The organism is Mycobacterium paragordonae (assembly GCF_003614435.1).
Taxonomy (GTDB): Bacteria; Actinomycetota; Actinomycetes; order Mycobacteriales; family Mycobacteriaceae; genus Mycobacterium; species Mycobacterium paragordonae.
The window spans coordinates 5,553,514-5,569,055 of sequence record NZ_CP025546.1 but is presented as its reverse complement, the minus strand read 5'-3'; the positions used below and the strand labels follow the sequence as shown (position 1 = coordinate 5,569,055).

Genomic DNA, 15,542 nt, shown 5'->3' with positions numbered 1-15,542 from the left:
AAGGTCAGCGCCGGCTGATCTGCCGGGCGTTGCCCAGCGAAACCAACTTGTCGGGATTGCGCATCGCGTAGAAGTTGGTGATCTTGTCGTCGACGATCTCGACCGTGATCACGCCCTCCATGCGCCCGGCGAGGTAGAGCACCACTGCCGGAGCGCTGTTGCAGGTCACCGTTTCGACACGCAGGTGGGCATGGGTCTTGCGCAGCAGCCCGACGATGGCCTTGGCAACCTTCTCGGCACCCACCACCGGCTTGCGGGCCGCGCTGACCTTGCCGCCGCCGTCGGCCATCCACACGGCGTCCGGGGCCAGCATTCCAACCAGGGCGTCGACATCGCCGTTGGCCGCCGTGGCCAGGAACTGTGCCGTGATCTCCGCGTTGCGCCGCGAGTCGACCGAGCCGAAGCGCTTGCGTCGCGCGTGTACGTGTTCGCGCGCCCGGTGGGCGACCTGGCGGACCGTGGCCGCTGGCTTGCCGACCGCCTCGGCGATCTCGCCGTAGTCGAACCCGAAGACCTCCCGCAGCACGAACACCGCCCGCTCGTCCGGGGTCAGCGTCTCGAGCAGGATCAGCATGGCCATCGACACCGACTCGGCCAGCACCACGTCGCTCGAGGCGTCCTGGCCCTCCAGGAGAAGCGGTTCGGGCAGCCAGGGTCCGACGTACTCCTCGCGGCGGCGCGCCTGAGCCCGCAGCGCGTTGAGTGCCTGCCGGGTGACCAGCTGGGCCAGGTAGGACTTGGTGTCGCGCACGTTCGACAGGTCGACGTCGGCCCAGCGCAGGTAGCTGTCCTGCAGCACGTCGTCGGCTTCGGTTGCGGAGCCCAGGATTTCGTAGGCGATGGTGAACAGCAGCGGCCGCAGCAGGGTGAAGCGTTCTGCGTGCCCGCCGCTGTCCGATGCGTTGCTCACCGCAGCGCGGCCTGCTCGTCGGCGGTCTGCTGCGCGGGCCGGTCGCCACCCTTGAGCCAGCGGTACCAGCCGGGCTTGGCGGCTTCCTTGCGCAGGCCCCACAGCGTGCCCTTGCAGACCAGTTCCTTGATCGACGCCGCCGTGCGGCCGCCGACGTAGAGGTTCACCGGGGTGTCGTCGCGGCGGGCCAGCTGGATGGTGCCGTAGCTGCGGCCGACGCTGATGCACTGTCCGGTGAACGCCTGGTCGAGCAGCGCCGGAGCGGTCCCGGCGATGCGGGACAACACCGTGTTGGCGGCCTGGGCGGCCAGCGGGATGGCCGCCTGGCAGCTCATCCGCAGTGGCTGGTTGGACGGCGCGGCGGCGTCGCCGGCGGCGACGATGTGCTCATCGCTGATGCTGGTCAAGGTTTCGTCGGTGAGCAGCCGGCCCAGCGCGTCGGTGCGCAGCCCGCTGCGCGCGGCCAGATCCGGGACGCCGAAGCCGGCCGTCCACACCGTCACGGCACTGGGCAGCAGGGTGCCGTCCGCGAGCACCACCGAATCCCAGCGCACCTCGGCGACGGTCGCCGATTCGAGCACGTGCACGCCGAGTTTGCGCAGCTGCTTGGCCACCGAACGCCGGCCCGGGCCGCTCAGTGACGGGCCGAGGATGCCGCCGCAGACCAGGGTCACTTCGCGGCCCTGCTCGCCGAGTTCGCCCGCGGCCTCGATGCCGGTCAAGCCGGCGCCGACGACGGTGACGGGCGCCTGTAATGGCAGATCCGCGAGTGCGTAGCGCAGCTTCTGCGCGCCTTCCAGCTCCGCCAGGATGTGCGCGTACTCGGCCGCGCCGGGCACCGCGACCGGAGCGGCGCCGGTGCTGCCGATCGCATAGATCAGGTAGTCGTAGTCCAGCGCGGCGCCCGAGGCGAGCAGCACCCGCCGCGCGGCGGCGTCGATGTGGTCGGCGGTGTCGACGACCAGCCGGACACCTTTGCCCAGCAGGGTGCCGTAGTCGGCGGTGGCGACGCCGGTGCCGGCGGCCAGCTGGTGCAGCCGGATCCGCTCGACGAACTGCGGGCGGGGGTTGACCAGGGTGATGTCGACGTCGGTACGCAGCCCCAGATGGTTCGCCGCCATCGTCCCGGCGTACCCGCCGCCGAGCACGACGACGTGCGCTTTCCGGTCGGTGGGATTCGGTCGTTCAGACATCGTTGTCTCCTTCTCGGTGTGCGGTTACACCCTTCAGACACCGTCGGCCGGCGGTCCGTGACAGAAGGAGCGTTAAGTGTGAGCTGTCTCACGTCCGGGGCCTGTGGCTCAGGCGTTCGCCGGCTCGAAGACGAAGTTGTTGACGTACACGCCGCGCGGTGCCCAGTCGTCCTCGGCGCCACCGATGTTGTCCGGATTCTGGTGGGTGGCGGCGTCGAACTCCTCGATGGGCCGGCGCTGGTCGTCGAGCCAGAAGTGGCCGCGGAAGCCGAGCCCGCTCAGCAGCGCAGTGATGTCGGCCACGGCGTTGGCGTGATGGCGTTCCTCGGCCTCCACCACGATGGTCGGCCGGTTGCGCCGCAGCGTGTTCACGGCGCCGCGCAGCACGGCCAACTCGTGGCCCTCGACGTCGATCTTGACCAGGCCGACGTTGTCGAGCCGCAGGTCGTCGAGACGCTTCACCGGGACGTCGATGGTGGCCACCGGGCCGCCGACCGCGGTGTCCAGGACGTTCTCGTGGTCGATCGTGCTGCGGCCCGGGTCGGATTCCACCACCCGCATCGCCGTCACTCCGGCCTCGTCGGAAAGGGCCACCGCCTCGATGCGCACCGGCGCCCCGACGGCGGTGAACATCAATGCCAGGTTGCGGGCCTGCGCGGGGCGGGGCTCGAACGCGATCACGGACCGCGACGAGGACAGCATCGCGATCGCGAATTCGCCGACGTCGGCCCCGATGTCCAGCGACACCCGCTCCGGGTCGCACAGCGAGGCCACCAGCGCCACATCCGGGCGGGATTCCCCGAGACGTTGCAGGATCTTGAACTTGCGCTTCCAGAACATGTGCGGCGCGACGGTCTTGGCCGCCGGCGCGAGCAACCGTTTGGCCGACCGTGCGACAGACATCTGCCTGACCCTAGCCGAAACACCGACTTCGGCTGCTAGCCCGCGGAACGACCACGCTGGTCAGCTGGTTTTCAGGCAGGGGTCCGAAGGGCTTGCATGCTAATCTCTGGTAACCAGGAATCCATCCGTGACCTGCGCCGGTCCGGGTAATCGGCCACTTCGATGCGCATCAGTGGGCATCGAGAGACGGGCAAAACGGCGGCCGCGAATACCGTCCGCCGTCCGGGCTGGTCACCCATAATTGACGCAGTCGTTGAACACGTGCACAACATCGGAGGTCTCGTTGCCGCGCAGCTTGGACCTCGTCGTCACCTCCGTGGCTACTCAGCTCATGGAGGCGACCGCGTCCACCGCGACGCAGGTGAGCGAGCGGGTGCTCGCCCAACTGGTGGAGCAATTCGATGTGGACGCGAGCTTCCTGCGGCATCACGACCACGACATCCGGGCCTCGGTCCTGGTTGCGGAATGGCCCCCGCGGGCCGACGTCCCTGATCCTGACCCGCAGGCCGTCGTGCACTTCACCAGCGCCGACCCGGTGCTGGCCCAGTGCGAGCACGGGCGCAAGCCCGTGGTGATCCGGCCCGACCAGAGCAACCGGTCGTTGCGCTGGGTGGGCGGCGCCAAACAGACGGCGTCGCCGTCCGTCGCGGCCGCACCGCTGGTGTCCGGCGAGATGACCACCGGCGTCCTGGGCTTCGTGAAGTTCGGCGCGCGCAAATGGAAACAGGAAGAGATCAACACGCTCGAGGCGGTCGCGGCGCTGTTCGCGCAGCTGCAAGCCCGGATCGCCGCTGACGAGAAGTTGCGGTACCTGGCCGAACACGACGACCTGACCGGTCTGTACAACCGCCGGGCGCTGGTCGCGCACCTGTCCGACCGGCTGGCGGCCGGCAACCCCGGGCCCGTCGCGGTGCTCTACATGGACCTCGACCGGCTCAAGTCCATCAACGACTACCTCGGTCACACCGCGGGCGACTGGTTCATCCGCGTCTTCGCCCAGCGCCTGCGGGTCTGCGCGGGCAGCCAGAGCATGATCGCGCGGCTAGGTGGTGACGAGTTCGTCGTCATCCCAGATCAGACGATGTCGAGTGCGGCGGCCGAGTCATTCGCGCGTCGCCTGGGCACGATGCTGCGGGAGCGCCTCGCCATCGGCGGCCACCAGATCACCCGCACGGTCAGCATCGGGCTGGCGGTGGGCATGCCGGGCCGGGACAACAGCACCGACCTGCTGCGCCGCGCCGACGAAGCGGTGTTGACGGCCAAGCGGGCCGGCGGAAACCAGGTGGCGCTGTCCACCGACGACATGTCGCTCAAGAGCGCGTTCCGCAATGACATCGAGCTGCACCTGCAGGGCGACATCGACAGCGAAGCGCTGCTGCTGCACTACCTGCCCGAGGTCGACCTGTGGACCGGCGCGATCGTGGCGGCCGAGGCGCTGGTGCGCTGGCGGCACCCGATCTGGGGCCTGCTGCTACCGGATTCGTTCATCGGGGTCGCCGAATCGACCAACCTCGCCGGCGAGCTCGGCCGCTGGGTGATGCGCAGCGCCTGCGCAGAGTTCAGCCGCTGGCGGTCCAACGGCGTGGGGCAGAGCGCGATCCTGCGCATCAACGTCTCGCCCGTCCAGCTGATCACCCGCGGTTTCGTCCGCAGTGTCGCCGACACCATCGAGGAGTTCGGCATTGACGGCGGCTCGGTCTGCCTCGAGATCACCGAGCGTGCGGTGGTGCACGACATCGAAGCCACCCGCAAGACGCTGTCGGAACTCAAAGAGGTCGGGGTGCAGATCGCCATCGACGACTTCGGCACCGGTTACGCGGTGCTGTCGCACCTGAAGTCACTTCCGGTCGACATGCTCAAAATCGACACCGGGTTCGTTCGCGACCTGGGCACCAACGCCGGTGACCTGGCCATCGTGCGCGCCATCATCGGTCTGGCCGAGGCATTCGGCCTGCAACTGGTGGCTGAAGGGGTGGAGACCCCGGCCGCCGCACTGACGTTGATGCAACATGGTTGTCACCGGGCGCAGGGATTCTTGTTGTCCCGCCCCGTTCCGGGCAACGCCATGGAGGCGTTGCTGGCCGCTCGCTGGATGCCGATGCCGTTCCTCGCCGACCGTGAGGCGCTGACGCTCGGCGCGATCTAGCTCACGCAGAGATTGGTTCGAACAATTAGGAAAATCACACTTGTCGCTGTCGCCTGCGTAACTGTCCTCGTCGCCGGCACGGCACTGCTGATCGGTGCCTGCAGCCGCCCGCACTCCGACCCGGGCCCGCTGGCCGCCATGGTGAGTCCGGCGATTCCGCCTGCCGCGCAGGAGATTTCCAATCCGCTGCGCGGACAGTACGAAGACCTGCTGGAGCCGCTCTTCCCGCAGGGGGAACCGGCCCAGCAGCGCTACCCGGCCTGGCCGGCGTCCTATGACGCCAGCCTGCGGGTCACCTGGCGGCAGTTGCAGCCGACCGATCCGGCGACACTTCCCCCGGACGCGCCCGATGACCGCAAGTTCGACTTCAGCGTCATCGACGACGCGCTGAACAAGCTGGCCGAGCGCCGGATGCGGCTGACGCTGCGGGTGCAGTCGTACAACTCGTGCTGCAACGCCAGCTACCCGGACAACACCAACATCGAGATCCCGGACTGGGAGCGGGCCAGGCAAGGCACCAGCACCAGCTATCCCGCTACCGGAAACGGGCCGGTGCAGGTGGTGCCCAATTTCAACGACCCCACCTATCTCGGTGACTTCGGCCAGCTGCTGGCCGCCCTGGGGCGGCGCTACGACAACGACGAGCGGCTCAGCGTCTTCGAGTTCTCCGGATACGGGGATTTCAGCGAAAACCACGTCGCGTATCTCCGTGACTCGCTGAACGCACCCGGCCCGAGTCCTGACCAGAGTGAGGCGGCGCTGGGCTATTACAGCCAGTTCCGCGACCAGAACATCACCAAGTCCTCGATCCAGCAGCTGGTCGCCGCCAATGTCAACGCCTTCCCGCATACGCAGCTGGTGGCTACCCCGAACAATCCCGAGATCATGCGCGAACTGCTGGCCGACGACGTCACCAAGAAACTCGCCGCCCCGGTCGGCATTCGGTCGGACTGTCTCGGCGTGTACGCGCCGCTGCCGGTGTGGGCCGAGTCCGGGCACTACGTCCAGACCTCCGACCCGTTGGTCGGCGCGCTGAAAGATCGCCTCGGCAAGGCGCCGGTGATCACCGAGTGGTGCCAGCTTCCCGACGGGACCACGCCGCAGGCCTACTACGACAAGGGCCTGCACGACGTGATCCGCTATCACGTCTCGATGACGTCGAGCGTCAACTTCCCCGACCAGGACGCGACGTCACCGATGGATCCCAAGCTGTACGTGCTGTGGGCGCAGGCCAACGCCATTGCCGGCTACCGCTACTCGGTGGAGGCGCGGGCCGGGTCGCAATCGCTGCAAGACCAGGTGGCGGCTATCTCGGTGACCTGGACCAACTACGGCGCCGCGGCGGCCACCGAGAAGTGGGTGGCCGGCTACCGGTTGGTCGACTTCGCCGGGCAGACGGTTCGGACGCTGCCCGCCACCGTCGACCTGAAGGGTCTGGTCCCCGATTCGTCCGGGGACCGCAGTATCGATCAACCGCCGCCGGCCTCAGCCACCGAGACCGTCCACATCGACCTCAAGGGCCTGGCGCCGGGGCACTACACGCTGCGCGCCGCGGTCGAGTGGCAGCAGCACAAGCCGAACGGCTCGCACGCGGTGAATTACCCGCCCATGCAACTGGCGCGCGACGGCCGTGACGACTCCGGCTTCTACCCGGTCGCGACCCTGGACGTGCCGCGTGACGTGCTGGCGGGCACCTCGAAGACCTGACGCCGCGCGCCGGTCATACCGGTAGACTGTTGTCAGTTTGTTTACCGTACTAAAAGTAGGTAAATTACTACCGGGGGGACAATCGTTGTCTCCGGCTATGGGTGGTGGCTGCACGGTTCCGAGGACGCCTGAGAAGGTGCCAGGAGAGGCCCCAGAGAGGCATTAGATGGATTTCCGAACGTTTGTCCGGACCCTCCTGCTGCACTGGAAGCTGTTCCTGGGCGCCGTCCTGGCTTGTCTGGCCGGCGCGGCAGCGATCACGGCGTTCCAGACCAAGAGCTACGAATCGTCGGCGACGGTACTGATCTCGTTCTCCGGTGAAACCGATTTGATGCAGGTCTACCAGGGCACTCAGGCCGCCCAGGAGCGGCTGTCGTCGTATGCCGCCATCGCGGGCGGTCATGCCGTGGCCGAGAAGGCCGTCACGCAGTTCCATCTGCCGGTCAGCGCCGACCAGCTCGCCAACCAGACCAAAGTGGCCTTCACCCCGAAGACCACGCTGTTCACCATCACGGTCACCGACACCGATCCGCAGCGCGCGGCGACCCTGGCCAAAGGGGTGGCCGACGAGTTCACCATCATGGTCGGCTCGCTGGGCAGCTCCCCGAAGGCGCCCGGCGCGCCCATCGCCACCACCACGACCACCACCACGACCACCACCGCGACGACGCCGCCGCCGCCGGCGGCTCCGGTCGCAGATGGGGACCAGCCGACCGCACAGCCGAGCGAAACACCGGTGGCGACGGCGACACCGGCGGACCCGGCGCAGACAACCGCGCCCGCCGGTACCCAGACCCCGGTGGCCAGGGCGACGGTCGTCGAACAGCCCGGCGTACCCGACAAGCCGGTCAAACCGGTGCCGGTGCGCAACATGGCGATGGGTCTGGTGGCCGGGTTGCTGCTGGGCACCGGCGTTGCGCTGACCCGCGAAGCCGCCGACCGCACGGTGCGCGACCGCGCGAAGCTGGAAACCCTCTCGGGGTTGCCCACCTTGGCCGAGCTGCCCGGGCACCGGGGCAGCGCACCACGATTCGGCACCGACATCTCATTCGACGACGCCGTGCGCGGCTTGCGTGCCCGGCTACTGCGGGCGATGGGTCCGGGAGCCAACCGGGTGCTGTTGACGGCACCGTTCGGCGGTGAAGGCACGACGACGACCGCGATCAACCTGTCCCGGGCCTTCGCCGAACTGGGCGAGGACGTGCTGCTGATCGAGGGTGACACCCGCCGTCCGGTGATCGCCGGATTGCTGAAAGTCGAATCGGGAGAGGGCCTCTCGAACGCCCTGACCAATCCGGAGATCGCCACCGAAGCCACCAAACCGACCTCGATTCCCAAGCTGTTCGTCCTGGCGGCCCGGTCGATCCGCAAGGAGACTCTGCCGACCAGCGCCTACCTGCCCGAGGTGCTGGACAGGGTATTGCGGGACGTGGCAAAGACTTTCGAGCGCACCGTCGTCGACGGGCCGCCGGTGCTGGCCAGTGCCGACTCCGGTCTGCTCGGAGGCGCGGTCGACGCCACGGTTCTGGTGCTGCGCGCCGGCCGCACCACCGAGGACGAACTCGCCGATGCGCTGACCGCGTTGCGTGCTGCCGGGGCCAACGTGGTGGGGACCGTGCTGACCGACGCCCGGATAGCCCGGCACACCAGGGCTGCCACGAAGACGTACCGCGCCAAGGTCAGTGGACCGGCGTGATTCGATACCTGCGGAGTCGCCATCGCCTGGCGATGGCCGCAGTCGTGTTGGCGGTCTTCCTGCTCGGGTGCTTCCTCTACGGTGCGCTGTCGGTCCGCAATACCACGCAGGGCATCCTGCTGATCGGTCTGACGTTCTTCCTGATCGTCTATTGGGCCAAACCCGAACTCATGATCGGGTTGGCACTGTTCTTGGGATGTGCGGCGCTGCCGCAGGGGCTGCACGTGGGCAAAGTGATTGGCCCCGTGTCGATTTACGCCTCGCACGTGGTGCTGGTGCTGGCGATCTGCTTCGTGCTGCCCGTGGTTCGGCTGCGCATGTCGGAATACCTGCTCCCGGGCATGTTCGGACTCTTTGTGATTTACTCTGCCGCGGTTGGCTTTTCGATGGGACACAGCACCGCGATCGTGGTGCGGGAGACGACGTTCCTGTTGGAGATGCTCGCCGGTTTCGTGCTGGCGCTGGTGGTGGTGTACGGCGACTACGTCATGTTGTCGATCCGCGCGATCGCGTTCACGCTCTGGTTCTCGGCCGGTATGGCCGTCCTGGGTTCGTCCGGCGGCATCCGGCTGGCCGGCCGGACCGAAAGCCTGCAGATGGATACCGGGGATGACGCGAACCGGATCATCACTTCAGCGCTGATACCGGCCATCGCCGTGCTGACCGCGTTGGTCGCCGCGCAGATCCTCGGCCGGGTCAAGCCCGCCACTTACTTGTTGCTGGGCCCGCCGGCGCTGGTGGTGGCGGTGCTGGCATTCACCCGCAACACCCTCATCTCGGTCGGGGTGGCGGCCGTCGTGGCGTTCTTCGCCAGCATGGGCTGGTCGTCGGTGCGCCGGGCAGCGAGGCTGGCGGTGACGGCGGCGGGCGTGCTGGCGGTGACGATCCCCGGTGCGCTGTTCCTGCTCGGCGACTCGTCGGCCGGGGTGTGGCTGGCCAACCAGATCACCGGGTTCAGCCACCGGGTGCTCGGCAGGTCATCCGGCGCGGCGCTCACCCAGGATCCTTCGACGCTGGCCAGATTCGAGGAAGACCGGCATCTCAACGAAGCGATCGCGCAGGCGCCGCTGTTCGGGCACGGGCTCGGTTACGCCTACCAATTGCCTTTCGGCGGTGACGATCCCACTGAATTCACCCAGTCGCTCGGCACCACCTACGCGCACAATTTCTACCTGTGGTGGCTGGCTAAGTCGGGCGCGGTCGGGATGGCCGGTTTCGCGGTGTTCGCCTTGGCGCCACTGGTGCGGGCGCTGCGCAGCGCGTCGGTGCCGGCCAAGATCAGTGCGGCGGTAAGCACCGGGCTGATGGCGATGTGCATCATCGACCCACTGCCGGAGGAACCGACCAACGCGATGACACTCGGCATCACGCTGGGCGGGGCGATGGCGTTCGCCATGCGGGAACATCGCGGCGAACTGAGCGTCGAAATCGACGAGGTTCCGGACGAGCTCGCGGTACCTGCGGAGGTGGCGCGGTGACGCGGGTATTGGTGGTGGGGCCGGCGCCTGCCCAGGCGGCCAGCCGCGGTGGTATGGCCACCGTGATCACCCTGATGGCCGCCCACCCCGAAGCCAGTGTCATCACCGTGCCCACGTATATCGAAGGGCCGCTGTGGTTTCGGCTCTGGATCGGTGGTTCGGGGATGTTGCGCGCCGCCTGGCTGGCGGCGCGCCGGCGGGTCGACGTGTTGCACGTGCACCTGGCCCACGGGGGCAGCGTGGTGCGCAAGGCGCTGCCCTTGGCGGCCGCGCGGTGGGCTGGCGTGCCGACCGTCGTGCATGCGCACAGTTACGATTTCGCGGGCTGGTTCGATGGATTGCGGCCGGCAGTGCAGCGGGTCGTTCGGCGCGTGTTGGTGGCCGATCGGTGGCTGGTGCTGGGTACCCGTCATGTCGAGGAATACGTGTCAAGGCTGCGGCTGCCCGCGGAGCGGGTGGCCGTGCTGAACAACGCGGTGCCTGTTCCGCCCGCTGCGGTTGAACACTCGAATGTTGATCGGGTGCATGCGGTTTCGCTGGGCCGACTGGGAGTGCGCAAGGGCAGCTACGATCTGATCAATGCCGTCGGGGCGCTGGACGACGACATGCGCAGCCGGCTGCGGGTGACACTGGCCGGTGACGGGGAAGTGGACGAGGTGCGTGCGGCGGTCGCCGAAGCTGCTCTGGGCGACACCATTCATGTTGCCGGCTGGCTGGATCCGGGCGCACGCGATGAATTGCTCCGAGAAGCCCAGATTTTCGTGCTGCCCAGCTACGACGAGGGCCTGCCGATGGCATTGCTGGAAGCGATGGCGTACGGCCTGGCACCGGTGACGACGTTGGTGGGCAGCATTTCTGAGGCGGTCACCGACCGGGAGACCGGGTTGGTGGTGGCGACTGGGCGTCCCGAGCAGATCGCCGACGCGCTGCACGAACTGGTCAAAGACGCTGACCTGCGGGCCCGTCTGGGCGCGGCTGCCCGTAGCCGCGCTTGCGACTTCGGGCTGGACCGCTGGTATGAGCGGTTGACGCAGGTGTGGACCGATCTCGACGGAAAGGCGGTTCGACGATGAAAGGTGCTCTGCTGCAGAGCGAAGCGGCCAACTGGGCGGCGCGGTACGTGACGGTGCGCAATGTCGGCCGGCTGCTGGGTCGCTCCGCGATGACGGCCGCGACCGAGGCGCTGTGGCGCCGACGACTGACCCAGGACCTGGCCATGACGGTGGCGGATCACTTCGCGGCGAGCGGCGCGACCGTCGTCGACGTCGGCGCAAGCTGGGGACTGTTCACCTATCACCTGGCCCGCCGCGTCGGAAAGTCCGGACAGCTGTACAGCTTTGAACCACATCCCGACAACGCGCCGATGCTGCGCAAGCTCGACCGGGCGCGACCCCACGTGCACTTCAACCAGGCCGCGGTGTCCGATGAGACCGGCACCGCCCAGTTGCTGGTGCCCGAACACCACCATCGGCAGGTGACGGCGCAGGGGAGTCTGGCGCACGGGTTCGACGGGCAGGGCGTGGACGTGCGCAAGATCGACGTGCCGCTGCTGCGACTCGACGACGTGCTCGGAGGTGTTGACATCGACTTCGTGAAGATCGACGTCGAAGGGCATGAGATGTCGGTGCTGCGTGGCGGCGCTGAGATGTTCCGGCGTTGCAGCCCTGCGATTTTGATCGAGATCGAGCAGCGCCATCTTTCGGTGCCGATCGGTGATGTGTTCGGTCAGATCGAGGGCCTGGGCTACCGCCTGTTCTATGTCACCGAGTCGGCGTTGCGGCCTATCGCCGAGTTCGACGTGCAGCGCGATCAGATGGACTTCCTGTCCGGTGCGGGCTCTGGGGAGTTTCACCCCTTCGCCATGCCGGCGGGTTACGTGCACGACTTCGTGGCTGTCCGGTCACCGGAGCTGGTGGCTAGGTTTTTGCGCTGAGTCGCCATCGGCTGGTTGTCAGTGCCCCCCAATAGAATTGGGGTATGAGTTGCAGCACGCGTGAGGACTGGGCGCAGGCGCTGGGCGCGCTTGGCGAGTCGGTGTCGCGGCTGCTGGAACTCACCGCGGACTCGTTGACCGTTCCGGAGTTGATGACGACGGTCGGGGAGTTGGAGGTGCAGTGTCGGCGCCTGCCGGTCGCCGGCCACGTGTTGATCAATCAGCTTGCCACCCAGGCCACTCCGGCCAAGCTGGGCGGCACCCTGGGTCAGGCGCTGGCCAATCGGCTGCGGATCGTCAAGGCCGACGCCGACCGCCGCATCGCCGAGGCCGCCGACCTCGGCCCGCGCCGCGCACTGACCGGCCAACCCCTGGCGCCGCTGCTGCCGGCCACCGCCGCCGCCCAGCGCCACGGGCTCGTCGGGGCCGGGCACGTGAAACTGATCCGCACATTCTTCAAGAAACTGCCCAGCACCGTCGCCGCAACCGACCGCGAGCAAGCCGAAGCTGACCTGGCCGGCAAAGCCGCCGCCGGACACCGCCCCGACGAATTAGCCGACTACGCCAAGCTGCTCGAGAACTACCTGATGCCCGACGGCGACTTCGCCGACGAACAACGCGCCCGCTCACGCGGCATTACCCTGGGCGCCCAACAGCCCGACGGGATGTCCGAAATCCGCGGCCTGATCACCCCCGAATTCCGCGCCACCCTCGAACCCGTCGTAGCCAAACTCGGCGCCCCAGGCATGTGCAACCCCGCCGACGCCGACCCCGTCACCGCTGGCCGAGCACCCGAGGACGCCGTCGACCGCGACACCCGCACCCACGCCCAACGCACCCACGACGCCATCGCCGCCGCATTCCGAAAGCTGCTGGAATCCACCACCTTAGGCCGACACCACGGGCTGCCCACCTCGATCATCGTCACCACCACCCTGGCCGAACTCGAAGCCGGCGCCGGACGCGGGCTGACGGCCGGAGGCACCCTGCTGCCCATGTCCGACGTCTTGCGCCTGGCCACCTCTGCTCATCACTATCTGGCGATCTTCGATGAGGACAAGACCCTGGCCCTCTACCACGGCAAGCGCCTGGCCACCCCCGAACAACGCCTGGCCCTGCTGGCCCGAGACGGCGGCTGCACCCGCCCCGGATGCCGCGTGCCCGGCTACTGGACGCAGGCTCACCACCTCGCAGGCTGGTTCAACACCCGCCGCACCCACATCGACGAACTCGCCCTAGCCTGCCCACCCGACAACAGACTCGTCGAACTCCACAAATACACCACCCGCCGCAACATCCACGGCGTCGCCGAATGGATACCACCAAAACACCTAGACTTCGGGCGGCCGCGGACCAACTGTCTGCATCACCGGAACAAGCATCCGGGGGAAACCGGGGATGACGACGGGGAAACCGGGGATGACGACGAAGGTGCGTAGACGCTGTCGATGACGTCCAGCATCCGGGCCGCCGCATGGTCCACGGCGAATCGCTGCGCGTAGTGCCGCGCCGCGACGGCGCCGAGGCGGGCCGCAACGGCGGCGTCAGCGAGTTCGTCGAATGTGGCTGCCAGAGCAGCGATGTCATCGACCCTGACCGGGCGGCATTCCGACGGCTGATATTCGGGCAATCCGCCGCGATCGGAGACGATGGGCATCACGCCCAACTGCATCGATAAGACCTGTACGCCGCTCTGCGAGGCGCGTCGGTAGTGCGCCACCGAGCCTTTCGCCGCGGCCAGCGTATTGAGCACGTCGGCGTAGCGGTAGCGACCCGATCGCCATTCGGTGTGGGCGGGCAATCGGGCGGGGTCGATCGACCCGTCACCGATCAGCACCAGTTTGTCGCCCCGCCAACCGTTTCCGTCGATGTGCTGCTGCCAGGCCCGCAGCACCACGTCCAGGTTCTTGTAGGGATTCAGCCGGCCGATCATTACGAAGTCTCGACGATGCTCGACAGGTTGGGGAACGGCCGTCGGGTCAAGATCGCTGGTAAGCGGCAGCACGTGCACCGAAGTGCCGGCGACATCGCGCCGCGTGGTGACCCGTGCCGCGACGTAATTGCTGTAGGTGACGGTGGCCGCCGAGCGTGCGCCCCAGCGGTCGAACACCTCGAGTTCGTAGGACGGCCGCTGTTCGGCGGCGTCGTGCGGCCGGTCGTCGTGCACCAGCTGAATTCGTGGGACCCGGCCGGCCAGGGCGATCCATCGAGGATCGCGGACCAGTTCCGTCACCACCACGTCCGGACGGTACTGGCGAATGCGGCGCCACGCCGCGAAACTGGGGCGCCACGTCGCCGCGGTGCGAAATCTCGGATCCAGCACAAGTTCGTAGTCGCGGGCGGCATCGGATTCCGGGTGTTGATCGGACGTCACCAGCAGCACATCGGCATCGTGTCGACGCAGCGCCTCCACCTGCACGCGCGCCAGCGGTCGCAGCCAGGGCGAAAGCCAAAGAATCCGAGGCGACTTCACGCCGGACCTTGCGTGACCGAAGTGCCATGGTCCACCCACCAGCGGCCGTCCAGCTGCGGGTACGTCCGCCGGACTTCGTCGTAGAGGTACGGCAACGTCAACAAGACCCGATCGGGATCGGCAGCGACGAGCTGCTCGGGGGAGATGATCTCGATGTCGGTGCCCGGGACCCGGCGCCCATGCTTGTCGGGCGAGGCGTCGGCGATGCCCCTGATCAGACGCCGGTCTATCCCGGCGACGCTGAACAATCCGGGCACCCGGGATCCGGCGCAGTAGGCATACACCGAGTGTTGTTGGGCGGCCTGCGTTTCCAGCCACTGACGCAGCTGTGCGACGTGAACGTCGACCGCCTGCTGCATCCTGCGCAGCACGTACGGCTTCGTCACACCGAAGTGCCGCTCGGCCTTCAAGATCTCGTCGGCGCGCTCATCTCGCTGAACCTGGCCATGCACCGCCGCGGCCAGATACGTCCCGCCCAGTAGATCGAACTCCCACACGGTGGCGATGCTCATCCCCACCGCCCCCAGCAGATTCGTCAGCGCGGTCAGCGAGTGGTAGCCGAAGTGACTGTGCCGCAGCAGGTTCCACTGCCCTTGGCTCACCATCGCCATCAGCGACGGGATCTGCACCAGCAGAACCCCGTCGGCGGCGGTGGTCTTCGCCCGGAGTTCGAACGCGGCACGTTGGTCGGGATCGTGCATGAGACCGAACGTGTCGAGCACCACGTCGGCGATCTCGGCCTCGCGATAACCCCGCTCGGCGAGCAACGGCAACCAGGTTCCGCCGTGCGGACTGCCGAACTCACGAACCGTGTTGCCGCGCAGCCAACCACCGTCTGCGACCCGTCGCACCGCGTCGGCGGCCTGGTCCCGCATAGCCCGCGGCTCTACACTCTGTTGCTCCTCGGCGTCGAAGGCAACGTCTCCGGCCAGTTGGGCAAGGCCGCAGCAGCCGCACAGGTCCATGGCCAGCGGGTGCATCGTCTCGGCCGGGGTGAGCGGGTCGGAGATCAGCGGAAACTGCTCGGCGGCAGGCGCGTTGCCCAGATCGAGAACCCGGGTCAGCTCGGTGTCGCCGCAGCCTCGACAGCGGCTCACCCCACT

12 protein-coding genes are annotated in these 15,542 nt (G+C 67.8%); 7 read left to right on the top strand and 5 right to left on the bottom strand.

From position 1 onward, the window contains the following. Positions 1 to 4: 4 nt before the first annotated feature. The 3 genes from C0J29_RS24820 to C0J29_RS24810 all read right to left on the bottom strand — a co-directional run bounded on the left by C0J29_RS24820 (position 5) and on the right by C0J29_RS24810 (position 3,006). The gene (locus C0J29_RS24820; RefSeq protein ID WP_120793873.1) at positions 5 to 910 is read right to left on the bottom strand and encodes an RNA polymerase sigma-70 factor; all 906 of its coding nucleotides are present in this window, start codon (positions 908 to 910) and stop codon (positions 5 to 7) included. Next, positions 907 to 2,103 carry an NAD(P)/FAD-dependent oxidoreductase gene (locus C0J29_RS24815; RefSeq protein WP_120793872.1) on the bottom strand — a complete coding sequence of 399 codons (1,197 nt, stop codon included), beginning with the start codon at positions 2,101 to 2,103 and terminating at the stop codon, positions 907 to 909. Before C0J29_RS24815 ends, C0J29_RS24820 begins: the two co-directional genes overlap by 4 nt. Positions 2,104 to 2,211: 108 nt before the next feature. Then, a complete protein-coding gene (locus tag C0J29_RS24810; protein ID WP_065161693.1) occupies positions 2,212 to 3,006 on the bottom strand; it encodes an FkbM family methyltransferase in 795 nt (264 codons plus the stop codon). Between the two features lie 283 nt (positions 3,007 to 3,289). On the opposite strand from C0J29_RS24810, the gene C0J29_RS24805 reads away from it, so the two are divergent. The 7 genes from C0J29_RS24805 to C0J29_RS24775 all read left to right on the top strand — a co-directional run bounded on the left by C0J29_RS24805 (position 3,290) and on the right by C0J29_RS24775 (position 13,405). Further along, positions 3,290 to 5,152 carry a putative bifunctional diguanylate cyclase/phosphodiesterase gene (locus C0J29_RS24805; protein ID WP_120794957.1) on the top strand — a complete coding sequence of 621 codons (1,863 nt, stop codon included), beginning with the start codon at positions 3,290 to 3,292 and terminating at the stop codon, positions 5,150 to 5,152. Between the two features lie 138 nt (positions 5,153 to 5,290). Next, positions 5,291 to 6,859, top strand: coding sequence for a copper resistance CopC family protein (locus tag C0J29_RS24800; protein WP_371872460.1), 1,569 nt, complete (start codon positions 5,291 to 5,293; stop codon positions 6,857 to 6,859). A gap of 166 nt (positions 6,860 to 7,025) precedes the next feature. Beyond that, positions 7,026 to 8,555, top strand: a complete 1,530-nt coding sequence (locus C0J29_RS24795; protein WP_120793870.1) for a tyrosine-protein kinase domain-containing protein — start codon at positions 7,026 to 7,028, stop codon at positions 8,553 to 8,555. Positions 8,556 to 8,587: 32 nt separating this feature from the next. Further along, entirely contained in the window at positions 8,588 to 10,033 is a 1,446-nt protein-coding gene (locus tag C0J29_RS24790) for an O-antigen ligase family protein (RefSeq protein ID WP_240743973.1), read from the top strand. Continuing rightward, complete coding sequence (locus C0J29_RS24785) at positions 10,030 to 11,106, top strand: glycosyltransferase family 4 protein (RefSeq protein WP_242460542.1); 1,077 nt, start codon at positions 10,030 to 10,032, stop codon at positions 11,104 to 11,106. Before C0J29_RS24790 ends, C0J29_RS24785 begins: the two co-directional genes overlap by 4 nt. Continuing rightward, positions 11,103 to 11,966 carry an FkbM family methyltransferase gene (locus C0J29_RS24780; protein WP_120793868.1) on the top strand — a complete coding sequence of 288 codons (864 nt, stop codon included), beginning with the start codon at positions 11,103 to 11,105 and terminating at the stop codon, positions 11,964 to 11,966. Before C0J29_RS24785 ends, C0J29_RS24780 begins: the two co-directional genes overlap by 4 nt. Before the next feature lie 44 nt (positions 11,967 to 12,010). Beyond that, complete coding sequence (locus C0J29_RS24775; protein WP_120793867.1) at positions 12,011 to 13,405, top strand: HNH endonuclease signature motif containing protein; 1,395 nt, start codon at positions 12,011 to 12,013, stop codon at positions 13,403 to 13,405. Here C0J29_RS24775 and C0J29_RS24770 read toward each other — a convergent pair. Both C0J29_RS24770 and C0J29_RS24765 read right to left on the bottom strand, forming a co-directional pair. Beyond that, the gene (locus C0J29_RS24770; protein WP_120794955.1) at positions 13,333 to 14,424 is read right to left on the bottom strand and encodes a glycosyltransferase family 4 protein; all 1,092 of its coding nucleotides are present in this window, start codon (positions 14,422 to 14,424) and stop codon (positions 13,333 to 13,335) included. The genes C0J29_RS24775 and C0J29_RS24770 overlap by 73 nt on opposite strands. A gap of 11 nt (positions 14,425 to 14,435) precedes the next feature. After that, on the bottom strand, positions 14,436 to 15,536 hold the full coding sequence (locus C0J29_RS24765; RefSeq protein ID WP_120793866.1) for a class I SAM-dependent methyltransferase: 1,101 nt from the start codon (positions 15,534 to 15,536) through the stop codon (positions 14,436 to 14,438). Positions 15,537 to 15,542: the final 6 nt, after the last annotated feature.